At 47.5% G+C, this 17,635-nt stretch carries 14 protein-coding genes; 9 read left to right on the forward strand and 5 right to left on the reverse strand.

Features of this window, described 5'->3' with window-relative positions:
- Positions 1-22 precede the first annotated feature (22 nt).
- The gene (gene ydiJ, locus VEA_RS22640) at positions 23-3,070 is read left to right on the forward strand and encodes a D-2-hydroxyglutarate dehydrogenase YdiJ (protein WP_006742432.1); all 3,048 of its coding nucleotides are present in this window, start codon (positions 23-25) and stop codon (positions 3,068-3,070) included.
- Positions 3,071-3,281: 211 nt separating this feature from the next.
- Positions 3,282-4,160, forward strand: a complete 879-nt coding sequence (locus VEA_RS22645) for a DMT family transporter (protein ID WP_006742433.1) — start codon at positions 3,282-3,284, stop codon at positions 4,158-4,160.
- 46 nt (positions 4,161-4,206) lie between these two features.
- On the opposite strand, the gene VEA_RS22650 is transcribed toward VEA_RS22645, so the two are convergent.
- From VEA_RS22650 to VEA_RS22670, 5 genes are all read right to left on the reverse strand, one after another.
- A complete protein-coding gene (locus VEA_RS22650; RefSeq protein ID WP_006742434.1) occupies positions 4,207-5,115 on the reverse strand; it encodes a hydroxymethylglutaryl-CoA lyase in 909 nt (302 codons plus the stop codon).
- Positions 5,115-5,954: an enoyl-CoA hydratase-related protein gene (locus VEA_RS22655; protein ID WP_006742435.1), complete on the reverse strand. Its 840-nt coding sequence runs from the start codon at positions 5,952-5,954 to the stop codon at positions 5,115-5,117. Before VEA_RS22655 ends, VEA_RS22650 begins: the two co-directional genes overlap by 1 nt.
- 29 nt (positions 5,955-5,983) lie before the next feature.
- Positions 5,984-7,588 (reverse strand): carboxyl transferase domain-containing protein, encoded by a 1,605-nt coding sequence (locus VEA_RS22660; RefSeq protein ID WP_006742436.1) that lies wholly within the window; start codon positions 7,586-7,588, stop codon positions 5,984-5,986.
- A 25-nt stretch (positions 7,589-7,613) separates the two neighbouring features.
- Positions 7,614-8,783 (reverse strand): isovaleryl-CoA dehydrogenase, encoded by a 1,170-nt coding sequence (locus VEA_RS22665; protein WP_006742437.1) that lies wholly within the window; start codon positions 8,781-8,783, stop codon positions 7,614-7,616.
- A gap of 66 nt (positions 8,784-8,849) precedes the next feature.
- Positions 8,850-9,224, reverse strand: a complete 375-nt coding sequence (locus VEA_RS22670) for a MerR family transcriptional regulator (RefSeq protein ID WP_012842485.1) — start codon at positions 9,222-9,224, stop codon at positions 8,850-8,852.
- Between the two features lie 277 nt (positions 9,225-9,501).
- Between VEA_RS22670 and VEA_RS22675 the strand changes: the two genes are divergently transcribed.
- The 7 genes from VEA_RS22675 (at position 9,502) to VEA_RS22705 (ending at position 17,162) form a co-directional block, all read left to right on the forward strand.
- A complete protein-coding gene (locus VEA_RS22675; protein ID WP_012842486.1) occupies positions 9,502-10,713 on the forward strand; it encodes a thiolase family protein in 1,212 nt (403 codons plus the stop codon).
- 23 nt (positions 10,714-10,736) lie between these two features.
- Positions 10,737-12,230 (forward strand): CoA-acylating methylmalonate-semialdehyde dehydrogenase, encoded by a 1,494-nt coding sequence (locus VEA_RS22680; RefSeq protein WP_012842487.1) that lies wholly within the window; start codon positions 10,737-10,739, stop codon positions 12,228-12,230.
- A gap of 19 nt (positions 12,231-12,249) precedes the next feature.
- Positions 12,250-13,404: an acyl-CoA dehydrogenase family protein gene (locus VEA_RS22685; protein WP_006742440.1), complete on the forward strand. Its 1,155-nt coding sequence runs from the start codon at positions 12,250-12,252 to the stop codon at positions 13,402-13,404.
- A gap of 38 nt (positions 13,405-13,442) precedes the next feature.
- Positions 13,443-14,228 (forward strand): enoyl-CoA hydratase, encoded by a 786-nt coding sequence (locus tag VEA_RS22690; protein ID WP_006742441.1) that lies wholly within the window; start codon positions 13,443-13,445, stop codon positions 14,226-14,228.
- Between the two features lie 8 nt (positions 14,229-14,236).
- Positions 14,237-15,376, forward strand: coding sequence for an enoyl-CoA hydratase/isomerase family protein (locus tag VEA_RS22695; RefSeq protein WP_012842488.1), 1,140 nt, complete (start codon positions 14,237-14,239; stop codon positions 15,374-15,376).
- Between the two features lie 11 nt (positions 15,377-15,387).
- Positions 15,388-16,293: a 3-hydroxyisobutyrate dehydrogenase gene (mmsB, locus tag VEA_RS22700; RefSeq protein ID WP_005390978.1), complete on the forward strand. Its 906-nt coding sequence runs from the start codon at positions 15,388-15,390 to the stop codon at positions 16,291-16,293.
- A gap of 110 nt (positions 16,294-16,403) precedes the next feature.
- The gene (locus VEA_RS22705) at positions 16,404-17,162 is read left to right on the forward strand and encodes an SDR family oxidoreductase (RefSeq protein WP_005390975.1); all 759 of its coding nucleotides are present in this window, start codon (positions 16,404-16,406) and stop codon (positions 17,160-17,162) included.
- Positions 17,163-17,635: the final 473 nt, after the last annotated feature.

A 17,635-nucleotide genomic window follows, 5' to 3' on the forward strand; every position in this document is an offset into this window, starting at 1 on the left:
CCGTAAGGCACCGATTCAAATTATGCTTCCTGCACTTCCGCTACAGGTTTCCTCTGATCCTGTGGTTATCAAGTTCTTTAACACCCTTAAACAACTTGGTTTCAAGGGGGATACTGATGCTCGTTATACCACTCGATTGAGTATGGCGACTGACAACAGCGTCTACCAGCAACTTCCTTTGTCGGTCGTCTTTCCTGCCAACCATCATGATGTGGTAATACTTGGCAAGGTCAGTGCACGTGATGAATTTAAGCACCTGACCTTTTCGCCCAGAGGAGGCGGAACGGGCACCAACGGACAATCATTGAACTCGGGGATCGTGGTTGATCTGTCTCGCTACATGAATCGAGTGTTAGAGATTAACGAGCAGGAAGGCTGGGTGAGAGTGGAAACTGGGATAGTCAAAGATCAACTCAACGACATCGTTCGCCCTTATGGTTATTTCTTCTCGCCAGATCTGTCGACCAGCAACCGCGCAACATTAGGTGGGATGATTAATACCGATGCATCAGGCCAAGGCTCTTTGCAATATGGTAAAACCTCGGATCATGTGTTGGCGCTCAAAGCCGTATTGGCGGATGGTTCGGTGCTCGATACCGAAGCAATTCAACAAAACAAATGGTTAAACAGTGATGTAGTATCGCGAGCGTTAAAAATTACGGAGGAAGTTTGTCGAGACAAGCGTCAACAGATTCTGGATAAGTTTCCTCCTCTGAATCGATTTCTTACTGGTTATGACCTAAAAAATGCCATAAACGACAAGAGTGAAGAGTTTGACGTCACGAGAATATTATGTGGCTCTGAAGGTACGTTAGCTTTTATCACTGAAGCCAAGCTCAATCTTACGCGAATACCTACCACGCGACGGTTAGTGAACGTTAAATACGATAGCTTTGATTCTGCATTGCGAAATGCTCCCTTGATGGTCGCAGCAGAGGCGCTATCGGTAGAGACGGTTGATGCAAAGGTGCTTAATCTTGCAAGAGAAGACATTGTCTGGCACTCGGTAAAACACGCGATCTCAGATGTGCAGGGCAAAGAGATGCAAGGGATTAACTTTGTCGAGTTCGCAGGCAGTCACAACGATGATATTGAGGATAAAGTTGAACGCTTACTTTCAATTCTCGATAAAGAAATGGCTCACCGCCGCAGTGGTATCATCGGTTATCAAGTCTGTCGTGAACCCCAAGACATCCAGGCTATTTATGGAATGCGCAAGAAAGCGGTTGGGCTGCTTGGCGCGACCAAAGGTCAGGCAAAGCCGATTGCATTCGCGGAAGATACCTGTGTGCCGCCTGAAAATTTGGCGGACTTTATCGCGGAATTTCGTACGTTGCTAGACAGCAATAACCTGCATTATGGCATGTTTGGGCATGTGGATGCTGGCGTCCTTCACGTGCGTCCGGCGCTCGATATGTGTGACCTTGGGCAAGAAGCGTTGATGCATCAACTATCCGATGATGTGGTCGCGCTGGTGGCAAAATACAATGGTTTAATGTGGGGAGAGCACGGTAAAGGATATCGTTCAGAATATGGACCTGCCTTCTTTGGTGATGAGCTCTTTACTGAATTAAGGCGCATTAAAGCGGCGTTTGACCCCGACAATAAAATGAACCCGGGCAAGATTTGCACGCCACTGAATAGCGACGCTGAAATGGTAAAAGTCACAGCGACCAAGCGTGGCTACTATGATCGTCAGATCCCCGTAGAAGTCCGAGAGTCGCTTAAGCCCGTGCTGTCTTGCAATGGCAATGGGCTGTGTTTTAATTACGATGCTGATAGCCCAATGTGTCCATCATTTAAAGTAACAGCCGATCGTCGCCACTCTCCGAAAGGGAGGGCTGGGATAATGCGTGAATGGCTGCGTCGCCTTAATGACAGTGGCTTCGATTTGCTCGCTAACGAACAACAGCTTCTCAATCAAACGTTATCGGTTAAGCTTTTGGCTCAGAAGCTGAGTCAACTGATATCTCGCCCCACATCTGATGACCTATCGCATGAAGTTTATGAGGTGATGAATGGCTGTCTAGCGTGCAAAGCGTGTGCGAGTCAGTGCCCTGTTAAAGTTGATGTGCCTGATTTTAGAGCGCGTTTTTTACACCTCTATCACTCACGTTATCGCAGACCTCTGCGCGACTATCTGGTGTCGAATATTGAGCAACTGCTGCCGATTATGGCAAAAGCCCCCAAGCTGGTTAATCAAATTGCATCTACTCGGCCCGTTACGCAGGTATTAGAGACATCCATCGGTTTTATTGATTCGCCAGTGCTATCTATCCCTACGTTGCAAAATCGATGTCAGGCACTTGGCGTGAGCCCGTTTGACTTTGCGTATCTAGAATCGCTTTCCCCAGAAGTGAAGCAAAATTACGTCTTGATTGTTCAAGATCCATTTACCAGCTTTTATGAAGCCGAGTTGGTTGCGGACTTTATTCAGTTATTGCAGCGGTTAGGGAAACACCCTGTTGTTCTGCCTTTCAAACCTAATGGGAAAGCTCAACATGTAAAAGGTTTCCTTAAGGCATTCGCCAGAAATGCACAAAACACTTCGGATTTTCTCAACCAAGTTGCTGAGCTTGAAATTCCTATGATCGGTATCGATGCTGCCTTAGTGCTTTGTTATCGTGATGAATACCATCAGGTTCTAAAAGAAAAGCGGGGCGAATTTACAGTTTATACGGCTCATGAATGGCTGGTGGATACACTCAATGAATGGCCAGTTGTACGCGCATCGGATGAAGAGCCTTGGTATTTGATGGCGCATTGCACAGAAAAGACCAAAATACCGCAGACTGAGAAATCTTGGCAGTCTATTTTTCATCACTTTGGCTTAAAACTGCATGTGATACCTGCGGGATGTTGCGGTATGGCAGGGACATTCGGCCATGAAGTGGATAAGAAAAGTACGTCTGAAGCTATTTATCAACTGAGTTGGAAACCGAATATAAAGAACCTGCCCACTGAGCGTGTGTTAGCCACGGGGTACTCCTGCCGCAGTCAAGTTAAGCGTTTTGAAGGGGAGGTCGTTCGACATCCGGTCCAAATTTTAGCCAGTTTGTTTAGTGCATAAGATGCTTAGGCAATTTAGTATACGAAAACGCTTGCCTTAAGACTTTACCTGCCTTTAATGTATCCGACCGCAGAACTTCAATCTGCTTAACAACAACACAGGAGAGAATCGGGCTTTCACTTCCGCTCGACAGAAACTCCTTTCAAATTGATACAACAGCGCAGCAAACTTCCCTTGCTGCGATACTGTGTTCCATATTTTGTGAGTACTTATGTTTAACTCAGAACGCAAAGCGACGGTTATTCTGGTTGCGACAACGATGATCGCGGCACTTGGTTGGATCTTTTCTAAGGAAACAATACAGGGTTTACCACCTTTCGGCTTTATCGGGGCGCGATTTACTATTGCATCGCTCTGTCTGCTGCCGTTGTGCTATCGACCTTTGCTCAAAGCGAATTTGAAAGATGTGCTTTCTGCTGGTGGTGTCGGGCTCCTGTTAGGCAGTGCCGTTATGACATGGATTTACGCCATCTCCATCAGCGACACGCTCGGGGAAGGCGCATTTATCATGAGTCTCTCCATGCTATTTGTGCCTATTGTTGCGTGGGTTATGTTTCGTCAACGACCACAACGAATTTTCTGGCTCTCTTTGCCTATCGCGGTATTAGGTCTCGCCTGTCTCTCTTTAGTTGGCGGTTGGAAGCAATCGGCCAGTCAATTTTGGTTTCTTGGTGCAGCACTGGTTTTGGCGCTTCATTTTAATGTGAACAGCAAATACTCTCAAAAACTACCTGTGTTGCTGCTTACTTGCGTGCAGCTTTTTTCTGCTGGTTGTTTAGGTTTGTTGGTTTCTTTCTTTATGGAGTCTTTTCCGGCAGAGGTTGACTCCTCCATTTGGTGGTGGTTCGCGTTGAGCACTTTGCTAGCGACGAGCTTGCGTTACGTAATGCAAACCATGGGGCAAAAATTTGTTCAGGCAGGTAATGCTGCCTTGATCATGATATTAGAGCCAGTTTGGACCGTCATTCTAAGCGTGCTGTGGTATGGCGAAGTGCTAACGGCAAATAAGCTAGTAGGCTGTGTGCTTATCTTATTTTCTCTAATTATTTATCGTACTGGCGGGCGGTTTCGCTTCCCTACCCGAAAGTAGAGCAAATTAACTTGGGTTGGGAGAATTTGAGGTGCCGGATGGCCTTCTACGAAAGTGATAATACGCGGTTACGCAATGCTAATGACACTTTTGATGTAGGCTGCCGACCCAGCTCTTCGCTGATCATCCAGCCAGCTTTAGCCAGTAGCTCTAAGTCGATCCCCGTCTCTATTCCTAACCCTTGGCATAAATACAGTACATCCTCCGTTGCGACATTCCCTGATGCGCCATGAGCGTATGGGCATCCACCCAGCCCAGCTACACTACTGTCGATGGTGTTGATGCCCATACTCAGTGCCTGATAAATGTTGGTGAGAGCTTGTCCCCATGTGTCGTGGAAATGGACAGCAAGCTGGGGAAGAGGTGCAACCAACATGACGGCTTCCAGCATAGCAGCAATTCGATTTGGCGTGCCTGTGCCGATTGTATCGCCTAGGGATACTTCATAGCACCCTAAATCGATGAGCGATTTGGTCACGCTCGCCACCTGTTTAGGGGCTGTTGGACCGTCGTAAGGGCAATCTGCAACGCAGGATAGATAACCTCGAACAGGGATGCTGTGTTTGGTGGCTAATCGCATTACAGGCTCGAAGCGAGTTAAACTTTCTGCAATCGAGCAATTGATATTGTGTTGGCAGAATCCTTCTGATGATGAAGTGAAAATTGCGACCTGATTGGCACCAGCCTCCAAGGCTTGTTCGAAGCCTTTTAGATTTGGTGTCAGGGCAGAATAAGTAACATGATTTCGCCTTGTTATTGCTTTCATGACCTCTGTTGAGTCCGCCATTTGTGGCACCCATTTGGGCGAAACAAAAGAGCCCGCCTCAATATGCGTTAGCCCAGTATCAGAGAGTAAGTTGATCAACCGGATTTTAGTCTGGGTCGCAACAGGAGATTCATTTTGCAACCCATCTCGTGGACCTACTTCGACAATATTTACTTTGGAAGGCAGCATTACTTGTCCTGTGATTTGGTTACCCAACTTGGGTTTCGTTTTTCAAGAAACGCTTGCAAGCCATCTTGGCCTTGTGGCGATACCCTAATGTCCGCAATGAGCTTGCTGGTATAGTGAATCAGTTGTTGATCGATGGGGTTTTGATGACATTGGTGACAGAGCGTTTTCGCTTTGCGCATCGCATCTGGGCTATTAAGTAGTAACGTCTTGATCACGCTATCGACCGCATTTTCAAGTTGTTTGGCTTCTTTCACTTCGTGCACAATACCAAACCGTTCGGCATCCTCGGCTGAAATGACTTCACCACTTAAGATATAGCGTCTAGCTTGTCGATTCCCCATCGCGCGCATGACGTAAGGCGCAATGGTTGCCGGAACTAAACCAAGCTTAACTTCACTTAAGCAAAAGTTAGCACATTGGCTTGCGATGGCGATATCACTGCAACAAATCAATCCCAGCGCGCCGCCATAAGCGGAGCCTTGTACAACCGCGATGGTGGGTTGAGGGAACGAATCTAGTGTTTCCATGAGTCTTGCCAAGTTTTGGGCATCAACGAAATTATCTTGCCTCGTGCTGTCGGCCATCGACTGCATCCAATTCAGGTCGGCCCCGGATGAAAAGTGCTTGCCGTTACTTTTTAATACCAAGCATCGCACATCCGTTCGTAAAGCGAGATAATCTAGGCGGTGGATCAGCAAGTCGATCGTACAAGCATCAAAAGCATTGTGCTTGGCTGTTCTGTTTAGAGTGATGGTCGCTACGCCATTGTCATCGACATGCCAAAGAACGTCATCTTGTCTTTGGGCGTTGGGAATAATGCTTGGTTGCATTTCCTGCATACTTACTTCCTTAATTTATCTCTGGATATTTACATTCTGAAGACGCCAAACTCGCTATCAGGAATGGGGGCATTTAATGCTGCCGTCAGCGCATGACTCAACACCTGACGCGTTTGTTTGGGGTCAATAATTCCGTCATCCCATAGCCGAGCGCTCGCAAAATAGGGATGTCCTTGTGTTTCATACAAGTCTATGATCGATTCTCTAAAAGTGTGTTCTTCTTGCTCTGACCACGCTTCTCCCTGGCGTTCCTTCGCGTCTTTTCGAACTTGTGTTAAGACGCCTGCCGCTTGTTCTCCGCCCATCACAGAAATACGAGCGTTCGGCCACATCCACATCATGGTTGGATCATAAGCTCGGCCGCACATGCCATAATTGCCAGCGCCGTACGACCCACCGATGATTACGGTAAACTTTGGTACGTCAGCACAAGCGACGGCCATCACCAGCTTGGCGCCATGTTTTGCGATGCCTTCTTCTTCCACCTTTTTCCCGACCATAAATCCGGTAATGTTTTGGAGAAAGATAAGCGGTATTTTCCGTTTGGCGCAAAGTTCAATAAAGTGCGCGCCTTTTTGTGCCGATTCAGAAAACAAGATGCCGTTGTTTGCCACAATGCCGATCAAGTGTCCGTGAATGCGAGCAAAGCCACACACTAACGTTCTGCCGTACAAGGCTTTGAATTCGTCAAAATCAGAATCATCGACGATGCGGGCGATGATTTCTCGGACGTCGAATGATAGTCGTAAGTTGGCATTCACGATTCCGTAGATTTCTTCAGCATCGTAGCGGGGAGGTAGCACGGTGTTTTCCGGCTTAATCGGTTTCGCTCTATTGGCATTGGCAATGGCTTCTCGGGCAAGCATTAGGGCATGCTCATCATTTTCAGCGTAATAATCAGCAACACCAGATTTACGACAATGCACGTCTGCACCGCCGAGCTCTTCACCCGTCACGACTTCGCCAGTGGCCGCTTTCACCAGAGGCGGTCCCGCCAAAAATATGGTGCCTTGCTCTTTGACCATAATGGACACATCCGCCATGGCAGGAACATATGCGCCCCCAGCAGTGCAAAGCCCCATCACAACAGCAACCTGAGGGATGCCTTTTGCTGACATCCTCGCTTGGTTAAAGAAAATGCGACCAAAGTGTTCTTTGTCGGGGAAGACGTCGGACTGATGAGGGAGATTTGCGCCACCGGAGTCCACCAAGTATACGCAGGGGAGTTGGCAACGTTGGGCTATCTCTTGCGCTCTAAGGTGTTTTTTTACCGTGAGTGGGTAGTAGGTTCCGCCTTTTACCGAAGCATCGTTGGCGATGACCATACATTGAATCCCCGCTATGAAACCAATGCCGGCGATAACGCCAGCGCAGGGGATGGATTCGTCATACACTTGCCAGGCGGCAAACTGGCTAATTTCAAGAAAATCAGTGTTGTCATCAAGCAAGCGCGCGATGCGTTCTCGTGCGGGGAGTTTTCCTTTTTGCCTCTGGTGCTGAATGGCTTTTTCACCGCCTCCTTGTTTGATGGTCTCGATATGTTGATTCAGTTGAGTGACCAACGTTTCCATCGCAGCTTTATTGGAAAGAAATAACTCGTCAGTTGGCTTAGTTTTACTTTTGATAATGGCCATAATGACTTCCTTGTCGTATGTTCCTTTAGCGAGATTCTTCGAACAGTTCTCGGCCTATTAACATGCGGCGAATCTCTGAGGTACCCGCGCCGATTTCATAAAGCTTTGCATCACGTAGCAAACGACCAGCAGGGTATTCATTGATGTAGCCATTCCCACCGAGCAACTGTATTGCATCAAGTGCCATTTGTGTGGCGAGTTCTGCACTGTACAGAATCGCTCCTGCGGCATCTTTGCGTGTTGCGTTACCTCGATCACAAGCCGCTGCGACGGTATATACATACGCTTTTGCTGCACTCATTCGAGAGTACATATCGGCGATCTTGCCCTGAACTAACTGAAACTCGCCAATGGATTTTCCAAACTGCTCTCGTTCATGTACGTACGGGACCACAATGTCCATGCAAGCTTGCATTATCCCGAGTGGTCCGGCAGCAAGGACGACGCGCTCGTAATCTAGTCCACTCATTAACACCTCGACGCCTTGATTCAGCTCGCCAAGAATATTCTCTTTCGGCACTACGCAATTGTTAAATACAAGTTCGCAAGTGTTCGAGCCCCTCATGCCTAGTTTATCCAGCTTTTGAGCATGGCTGAAACCTTCGACGTTGCGTTCAACAATGAATGCGGTAATACCTCGTGAACCTGCATTGACATCCGTTTTAGCGTAAAGCACCACTATGTCAGCGTCGGGACCGTTAGTGATCCACATTTTGTTGCCATTCAGTACAAAATGGTCACCCTTGTTCTCCGCTTTCAGTTGCATGCTTATCACGTCTGAACCGGCATTGGGCTCGCTCATAGCTAGGGCGCCAACGTGCGTACCATCGATGAGTTTGGGAAGGTATTTCTTGCGTTGAGAAGGCGTGCCATTGCGAAAGATCTGATTGACGCACAGGTTAGAATGAGCGCCGTAGCTTAAAGCGACAGACGCAGAGGCACGGCTGATTTCTTCCATTGCAACAACGTGAGCGAGGTATCCCATGTCTGCACCACCAAATTCTTCATCGACGGTGACACCGAGCAACCCCATATCTCCAAACAAAGGCCACAAATGCTTCGGAAACTGGTTATCGCGGTCTATATTTGCGGCGATGGGAGCAATATGTTCCGTAGCAAAGGCATTAACGTGGTCTCGGAGCATATCGATGGTATCACCAAGTCCGAAATTGAGTGGGGTGTAGGTGCTTTTCATAACGTCTCCCGATATCAGAGGTAAGGTGGAAAAGCCGATTGCAGTGTCGCTATTTGAGTATAGCGGTTATGTCTCTTTGCTTTTGAGTGTTTGAATACAGCGTTCTTTAGCGGCATTCAACTCTGCCATTACGACGCTGATGTCATTGAGTTGCTGTTGTAGGACGGCTTGTTTCTCTTCAATGATATTGAGCATTTTCAATAACTGTCCTTCGGTTTGTTGCATGTCATAGAGCTCGAAAAGTTCACGAATTTCTGCCAGTGAAAAACCGAGCCGTTTCCCTCTTAAAATCAGTTTGAGACGAATTTTATCTCTGCGTTGATAAACGCGCATGTTGCCTTTTCGCTCTGGTTCAATCAGACCTACGTCCTCATAAAACCGGATACTGCGAGTGGTAATATCAAACTCCTTGGCGAGGTCACTGATCTTGTATTTTTCCATAACATACTTACCTCGAATAAAAATCCAGTTTCTGGAAATCGAACCTTCATCGGAAAGGCCGAACGCAAATTTTGAAAGATAAACGCCTACTTGGTGTGTTTTTTCATCTCATTGTAAAGGCTAGTGCTATGCTTACGTAAACGTCAAGAAATCGCAGTATGAAAGTTTGTCAGTGAGAAAGGGCGACAAAGACTGGCGTAGCACTTGGTAAGCAATGTCATGCAAGGGCGTTATCAGTCAGTCTAGTGTTCACATATACCTCAAGGGAATGCGAATCATGGAAAAAGACATCTGGATTGTCAGCGCGAAGAGAACGCCGATCGGGCGCTTTCAAGGAAAGTTGCAAACTTACTCCGCTCCCCAATTAGGCGCACTGGCGATCAAGGCGGCAATGCACGAAGTGAATGTGACATCTGTAGATGAAGTCTTCATGGGATGTGTGCTCCCTGCGGGTTGTGGGCAAGCCCCGGCGAGACAAGCGGCAATTGGTGCGGATTTACCCATGAGTGTAGGGTGCACGACTATCAATAAAGTGTGTGGTTCCGGCATGAAGAGCGTCATGTTGGCGCACGATCTTATCAAAGCTGGAACGATTCGAACGGCCATTGCTGGTGGTATGGAGAGTATGACCAATGCGCCGTATTTATTGAAAGAGGCGAGAAAGGGAATGCGCATGGGCCACCAGTCGACGTATGACCACATGTTTCTCGATGGATTGCAAGATGCGTACGAAGGGCACTTAATGGGTGTTTATGCTCAGCACGTCGCAGACAGGCTTAAGTTCACCAGAGAGCACATGGACGAATGGGCAGTGATGTCGGCAAAACGTGCGTTGGAAGCTCAAGAACGAGGTTTATTTGCCGACGAGCTCTCACCGATTGAATTCAACACCAAGTCTGAACAAGGAACGCTGGATTACGATGAGCACCCGCGCTCGATTGATCTGGATAAAATCCCTCAACTCAAACCTGCATTTGATAAAAAAGGCACGGTGACCGCTGCGAATTCGAGTGCGATTTCCGATGGCGCTGCAGCGCTTGTTCTAATGGATGAAGAGACTGCGATCCACCAAGGTCTTGAGCCACTCGCCGTTATCAAGTCTCACGCCACACACGCCAGAAAACCTGCTGAATATACTTTGGCTCCCGTTTATGCGATTGAACAGTTGTTGTCCCAGTTGGATTGGTCAATTGACGAAGTGGATCTGTGGGAAATCAATGAAGCCTTTGCTGTCGTGACACAAATCGCGGTAGCAGAACTTGGGCTTGATATGAGCAAAGTCAATATTAAAGGCGGAGCGTGTGCACTCGGGCATCCGATAGGCGCAAGTGGCGCACGAATTCTGGTGACATTGATTCATAGTTTGCGTCAGCTACAAGCTTTAGGTACCGACGGTGATCTAGACGCCAAAAAAGTGATGCGAGGCGTTGCGTCACTTTGTATCGGTGGTGGAGAGGCAACGGCGATAGGCATTGAAATACCGCTTTAATTGAAATCAGAAAGGAGTAAATGATGACTCGTTTGGTTCCCTTGTTTATTGGTGGAGAGTTTCGTGAATCTCAAACTTCGGATTGGGTTGAGGTGACCAATCCTGCCACCAATGATGTCATTGCGTACGTTCCCTGCTCAACGGATCACGAGATGGAAGCCGCCATTGATAATGCGAAAGAGACATTCCAATCCTGGAAGGAAGTGGCAGTATCCGAGCGTGCCAGAGTCATGCTTCGTTATCAGCACCTTCTCAAAGAACATCATGATGAGCTTGCCACACTGCTTTCTCATGAAACGGGTAAGATTTTAGCGGATGCTAAAGGCGATGTGTGGCGAGGTATAGAGGTTGTTGAGCAGGCTGCAAACATTGCCAGCAATATGATGGGCGAAACCGTCGAAAACGTTGCCACGGATATTGATAGTTACTCAATGATTCAGCCCCTAGGTGTGTGTTGCGGCATTACGCCGTTTAACTTTCCTGCCATGATTCCGTTGTGGATGTTCCCAATCGCCATCGCGGCGGGCAATACGTTTGTGCTTAAACCCTCCGAACAAGTGCCGTTGACCTCTATTCGTTTAGCCGAACTATTTGAGCAAGCTGGCGCGCCGAAAGGAGTGTTGCAAATTGTTCATGGTCGCAAAGACCAAGTCGACTTTCTGCTGGCTCATCCTGACATTCGAGCGGTGTCATTTGTTGGCTCGGTTCCTGTTGCCCGTTATATCTACACCACAGGGACTAAACATTTTAAACGGGTTCAAGCTTTTGCTGGTGCTAAAAATCACATGGTGATCATGCCTGATGCGAACAAAGAACAAGTGGTGAATAACCTAGTGGGGGCCTCCGTTGGGGCGGCGGGGCAACGTTGTATGGCGATTTCTGTCGCGGTATTTGTCGGCGATTCAAAACAATGGATTACAGACCTCAAACAGGCAATGGCGAAAGTACACCCAGGGCCTTGGGACGATGAGCAAGCTGCTTATGGCCCACTCATTAGTGAACAAGCTAAACAACGCATATTGGACCTAATTGAAGATGGCAAACAACAAGGCGCAGTGTGTGAACTCGATGGCAGTCAGTGTGAAGTGGAAGGCTTTCCCGATGGAAACTGGATTGGCCCAACCTTGTTTAGCGGTGTAACAGCGAATATGTCGATTTACACGCAAGAGATATTTGGCCCTGTTTTGGTTTGCATGGAACTGGATACGTTACAAGAAGCCATTGAGTTAGTGAATCGCAACCCATACGGGAACGGCACTTCCATTTTTACGGCTAATGGCGCTGCTGCAAGAAAATATCAGCATGACATTCAAGTCGGTCAGGTCGGGATCAATGTGCCTATTCCGGTACCTTTGCCATTTTTCTCTTTTACAGGCTGGAGAGGCAGTTTCTATGGCGATTTGCATGCGTATGGTAAACAAGCGGTACGTTTTTATACCGAGACTAAAACGGTGACGGCACGTTGGTTTGATGACGATATTCCAACGGGGCCCAATTTGACCATCCAACTGCGCTGAGTGAATAGAAGGAGTTTTTATGGACTTTGAACTTAATGAAGATCAACGTGCATTTGCCGATACCGCTCAGCAATTTGCCGATGAGCGTTTAGCGCCGATGGCGGCGGAGTGGGATGAAAAACAGATCTTCCCCAAAGATGTATTGAGAGAGGCTGGAGAGTTAGGCTTCCTGAGCCTCTACACTCCAGAAGCGCAAGGTGGCCTAGGGCTGAGTCGCTTAGATGCGTCAATTATCTTTGAACAACTGGCCATGGGATGTACGTCTACTACGGCGTTTATGACGATTCACAACATGGTCAGTTGGATGATAGCCAGTTTTGCTACTGATGAAGCCAAAACGCAGTTCTGTCCGAAGTTAGTTACGGGGGAGTGGTTAGGCTCCTATTGCTTAACCGAGCCCAACGCAGGATCAGACGCCGCTGCACTGACCACTTCCGCTACAAAAAAGGGGGATAAGTATGTGCTCAACGGTGGCAAAACCTTTATCTCTGGCGCAGGAGAGACAGATGTTTTGGTCGTGATGGCGAGAACTGGAGAAGCGGGTGCCAAAGGCGTGTCTGCATTTGTTGTTCCTGCTCAAGCAGGTGGTATCAGCTATGGGCGCAAAGAACCCAAAATGGGTTGGAATAGCCAACCAACACGAGCGGTTACTTTTGAAAATGTCGTTGTTCCAGCTAGCCATTTACTGGGCGAAGAAGGGCAAGGTTTTGTCTTTGCGATGAAAGGGCTTGATGGAGGGCGTATAAATATTGCGACCTGCTCCGTCGGTACGGCTCAACAGGCCCTTAATCAGGCGGCATGGTATATTCAAGAACGTAAGCAGTTCGGCAAGCCGCTTGCGCAGTTTCAAGCCTTACAATTCAAATTGGCAGACATGGCGACAGAGCTAGTGGCTGCGCGGCAGTTGGTGCGCTATGCCGCCAGTAAGCTCGACCGAAATGACCCAGATGCCACTGCTTATTGCGCGATGGCAAAACGGTTCGCAACCGATGTGGGCTTTCAGGTTTGCGACCAAGCGCTGCAGCTTTATGGCGGCTATGGTTATATCAAAGAGTATCCAATGGAACGTCATTTCAGAGATGTGCGTGTGCATCAAATTCTGGAGGGAACGAACGAAATTATGCGTTTAATCATCGCGCGCCGTTTGCTCTCTGAGGAGTCGACCTTGCTGTAGCGAAGTATTGGATTTGTTCATTGAGAAAGGATTCATATATGCCATTAACCCAAGAAGCCATTCAACATACGATCGCTAATCACGTTGCGGTGGTGACGATGAACAACCCGCCAGCCAATACGTGGACAGCAGAGAGCCTCAAGGCACTGAAGTCGCTGATACTCACACTTAACGATGATAAGCAGGTCTACGCACTGGTTTTAACCGGCAGTGGAGAAAAGTTTTTCTCTGCTGGTGCGGATCTCAAGCTATTTTCTGATGGTGACAAAGCGGTTGCGTTAGACATGGCGCGATGCTTTGGTGAAGCGTTTGAAACACTCTCGGAATTCCGTGGTGTTTCCATTGCCGCCATTAATGGTTACGCCATGGGCGGAGGTTTAGAAGTAGCATTAGCTTGTGATATTCGAGTAGTTGAAGAGCAAGCGGTACTTGCTTTACCTGAAGCCAAAGTCGGACTTTTGCCCTGCGCTGGCGGTACCCAAAACCTCACAGCGTTAGTAGGAGAAGGCTGGGCAAAGCGCATCATTTTATGTGGAGAACAAGTTAGCGCTGACAAAGCAAAAGAACTAGGCTTGGCTGAGGAGTTGGTTCCCAAAGGCGAAGCGTTAAGTAAAGCGTTGGAGCTTGCTGAATCTGTTGCGAACCAGTCACCATCTTCTGTCGCCGCATGTAAGGCGCTCATTCAAAATATGCGCTCTGCGCCACTTAAGCACGGCTTAATGAAAGAGCGAGAGTTGTTTCTGAATCTTTTTGATACGGAAGATCAAGTTGAGGGTGTTCGCGCCTTTTTAGAAAAACGCCCACCGCAATGGAAAAATCGATAGGAGGCCACATGGCAGGGATGGTAACCATCAGTGAAATAGAGTGCTTAGATGGCGTGCACCGCATTGGTATCGCAACGTTAGACAACACCGCTTCATTGAATGCATTGACGTATGACATGTTGGTCCAACTCAACGATCAGCTTATCAAGTGGCAAGATGATCCGCATGTGACTTGTGTGGTACTAACCGGCGCTGGAGAAAAAGCATTCTGCGCTGGTGGCGATGTTCGAGCTATGTATCACGTCATGCATAACGAGAGTAAAGAAAAAATCGTAGAGTTCTGTACGGACTATTTCTCGTTGGAGTATGAGTGTGACTATCTCATTCACACTTACAACAAGCCCATTATCGGTTGGGGAGAAGGTATTGTCATGGGCGGTGGAATGGGACTTTTTATGGGAACCAGCCATAAAGTTGTGACAACAACATCACGCCTTGCTATGCCAGAAATCAATATCGGACTGTATCCTGATGTGGGAGGTACGTGGTTTTTAAGCCAGATAGATCCGCAAGTGGGTTTATTCCTCGGATTGACAGGTTCAATGGTGAATTCAAGTGACGCTGTCACTATTGGTTTGGCCGATTGGTTACTGTTGGAAGAGCAGTATCCCACCTTACTGGATGAGCTAAAGCGGCTCCAGTGGGGCAAAGAAGATGCGAAAGAGTTGGTAACTGCGCTACTACAATTAATGGAAGAACAGGTTATTGATAGCAAACCAACCACGCAAATTTGTCCATACTTAGATCAGATAGAGGAAGCGTGCAAAGGCTTTGATCTTAATGCGATAGCACAGCGAATCATGGCTATCGAAGGGAACAGTCAGTGGATAGAAAACGCGAAACAAACGTTCGCCGCGGGCAGTCCAATCACCGCGCATATTTGCTTCAGACAAGTGAAAGAATACCACAGCTTACCACTTGCAGATTGCTTCCGCTTGGAGCTGAGTATATCGGTTCGCAGCGCCTTATTAGGTGAGTTTAAAGAGGGCGTCCGTTCTCGGCTTATTGACCGGGATGGCGAACCTAACTGGATGTTTAACAGTGTCAGTGAAGTCGATGAAGATGTCATCGATACCTTGTTTACCTCACTTTGGCCGGATGACGAACATCCGCTTGCTGATTTGGGTGAACAAACACTAGGTCAATAAGGAGAATGATCATGAGTACCATCGCATTTATCGGTTTAGGAAGAATGGGGCATCCGATGGCGCAAAACCTATTAGCGTCTGGATTTAACGTGCAAGTATTCGATGTCGATAGCGAAGCGGCAAAGCAACTTGCACCTTTTGGTGCGGTGGTGGCGAGCTCTATCGAGGAAGTCGTGGATGGTGCAAGCACGGTCATCACGATGCTACCAGCAGGATCTCACGTTCGTTCCGTGTATCTTGGCGACTTACACGGCGGCGTAGGTGTCCTCAATCTTGTCTCGCCAAGTACCTTGATGATTGATTGTTCAACCATTGATCCGGACTCCGCGCGATTAGTCGCGAATGAAGCGGCAAATAAACGCGTGTTGTTTGTCGATGCGCCCGTTTCGGGTGGTGTTGCCGGCGCTAAAGCGGCGACATTAACCTTTATTGTTGGTGGCTCGGATGAAGCGTTTTCTAAAGCCAATGCCATTTTGCAGTACATGGGAAAAAATGTTTTCCATGCCGGTAAAGCGGGCGATGGTCAAATGGCGAAAATCTGTAACAACCTTATGCTTGGCATTTTAATGTCCGGTACGTGCGAGGCGCTAAATCTAGGTATCGATCATGGGCTCGATCCCAAAGTGTTATCAAACATCATGCTGCAAAGCTCTGGCCGAAATTGGGCATTGGAGCTTTACAATCCTTGCCCAGGAGTGATGGACAGTGCACCAGCCAGCAACGATTACCAACCGGGCTTTATGAGCAAACTCATGTTGAAAGATCTCGGTTTGGGGTTAGATGCGGCGTTACAAACACACTCTTCGGTTCCGATGGGCTCACTGGCGCGTAATTTATATTCTTTCCACAACGCGAGCGGCCATGGCGAGCTCGACTTCTCAAGCTTGTTTGAGTTTTACAAGAGTAAGAAGGGCTAGACTGAGTTTTGCTACAAAACCGTCTGAAATGGTGAAGTAAAACTCATCATTTCGGACCTCCTAAACAGGCTTGAAATAGGGAACATTATTAGCGACGGAGTGCAGTAACTATGGATATTAAAAATAGTGTCATTGCCATTACAGGTGCAGGGCAGGGACTTGGGCAAATGATGGCAATTACGCTTGCTCAAGCCGGTGCAGATTTAGCGTTATTAGATGTAAACGCTAGCGGCTTAATGGAAACACAAGAGCAGTGCCGAATGCTGAGCGCAAAAGCGTTGACTTATCAAGTGGATGTAACGAGCGAAATCGATGTTGAAAACACGTTTGAAGCGGTTATCCAAGATTTTGGCCAACTCAATGGGCTAGTCAATAACGCTGGCGTGCTAAGAGATGGGTTACTTGTAAAATCAAAAGACGGCGTGATCAGTAAGATGTCTTTGGATCAATTCAATTTGGTCATGAACGTCAACGTTACGGGGACATTTTTGTGTGGGCGTGAAGCTGCCGTCAAGATGATTGAGAGCGGTTCACAAGGCGTTATCATCAATATTTCTAGTGTCGCGAGAGCAGGGAATATCGGTCAAACCAATTATTCTGCATCTAAAGCGGCGGTCGCAACCATGGCAACAACGTGGGCCCGTGAGTTAGCAAGATACGGTATCCGCGCGGCGGCGATTGCACCAGGTGTGGTACATACCGCGATGGCAGAGCAAATGAAACCAGAAGCCATAGAACGGCTAGAAAAGATGATCCCAATTGGAAGGATGGGTGAAACAAGTGAAATCGCGCATGCAGTAAAATACATTCTTGAGAGTGATTACTTTACTGGCAGAGTTTTAGAAGTGGATGGAGGCATTCGTATGTAAAAGCTCTAGGGTTAGGTCCCACAGACCGGAATGACAAGCTTCTTTCCCTTTCAGCATTTCCTATTTTTCCGAGAGCCAGTTCTGGGTAACGTAAGTGTTTATTACTCATATTTGGATTCGCCCTGCGAATGGTTTGCCAAAAGTAAATAATGAGAAGTAAATACCACTCAAATACTAAGTGAAATCATTAATTTGATATTGATCACAATTTTCCACTTTTAATTTCCCCTTCGTACTCAAGCTATCTATGTAAATGCAGTTGATAGTCAGTCTCATCAAAATGAATTTGCAACTGTCTGTTTCAAAAGACATTAACTTTGAAGCACGTGAAGTTCGTGTTGAGGTTAATGTCCTCTTGAAAGAGTGTGAGTTTCATTAATGGAAGGTTAGTTTCCAGTTGTGGCTAATGAGCTTTAACTTTTTACTCCTCATAATGCGCCAAATGTAACATTGTGTTTCAAAGTGTAACAATA

The organism is Vibrio antiquarius (assembly GCF_000024825.1).
Classification (GTDB): domain Bacteria; phylum Pseudomonadota; class Gammaproteobacteria; order Enterobacterales; family Vibrionaceae; genus Vibrio; species Vibrio diabolicus.

Bases quoted from the DNA above. Each gene is read 5' to 3' on its own strand.
- ydiJ (WP_006742432.1), top strand. From the start codon at position 23: ATGCTTCCTGCACTTCCGCTACAGGTTTCCTCTGATCCTGTGGTTATC.
- VEA_RS22645 (WP_006742433.1), top strand. From the start codon at position 3,282: ATGTTTAACTCAGAACGCAAAGCGACGGTTATTCTGGTTGCGACAACG.
- VEA_RS22650 (WP_006742434.1), bottom strand. From the start codon at position 5,115: ATGCTGCCTTCCAAAGTAAATATTGTCGAAGTAGGTCCACGAGATGGG.
- VEA_RS22655 (WP_006742435.1), bottom strand. From the start codon at position 5,954: ATGCAGGAAATGCAACCAAGCATTATTCCCAACGCCCAAAGACAAGAT.
- VEA_RS22660 (WP_006742436.1), bottom strand. From the start codon at position 7,588: ATGGCCATTATCAAAAGTAAAACTAAGCCAACTGACGAGTTATTTCTT.
- VEA_RS22665 (WP_006742437.1), bottom strand. From the start codon at position 8,783: ATGAAAAGCACCTACACCCCACTCAATTTCGGACTTGGTGATACCATC.
- VEA_RS22670 (WP_012842485.1), bottom strand. From the start codon at position 9,224: ATGGAAAAATACAAGATCAGTGACCTCGCCAAGGAGTTTGATATTACC.
- VEA_RS22675 (WP_012842486.1), top strand. From the start codon at position 9,502: ATGGAAAAAGACATCTGGATTGTCAGCGCGAAGAGAACGCCGATCGGG.
- VEA_RS22680 (WP_012842487.1), top strand. From the start codon at position 10,737: ATGACTCGTTTGGTTCCCTTGTTTATTGGTGGAGAGTTTCGTGAATCT.
- VEA_RS22685 (WP_006742440.1), top strand. From the start codon at position 12,250: ATGGACTTTGAACTTAATGAAGATCAACGTGCATTTGCCGATACCGCT.
- VEA_RS22690 (WP_006742441.1), top strand. From the start codon at position 13,443: ATGCCATTAACCCAAGAAGCCATTCAACATACGATCGCTAATCACGTT.
- VEA_RS22695 (WP_012842488.1), top strand. From the start codon at position 14,237: ATGGCAGGGATGGTAACCATCAGTGAAATAGAGTGCTTAGATGGCGTG.
- mmsB (WP_005390978.1), top strand. From the start codon at position 15,388: ATGAGTACCATCGCATTTATCGGTTTAGGAAGAATGGGGCATCCGATG.
- VEA_RS22705 (WP_005390975.1), top strand. From the start codon at position 16,404: ATGGATATTAAAAATAGTGTCATTGCCATTACAGGTGCAGGGCAGGGA.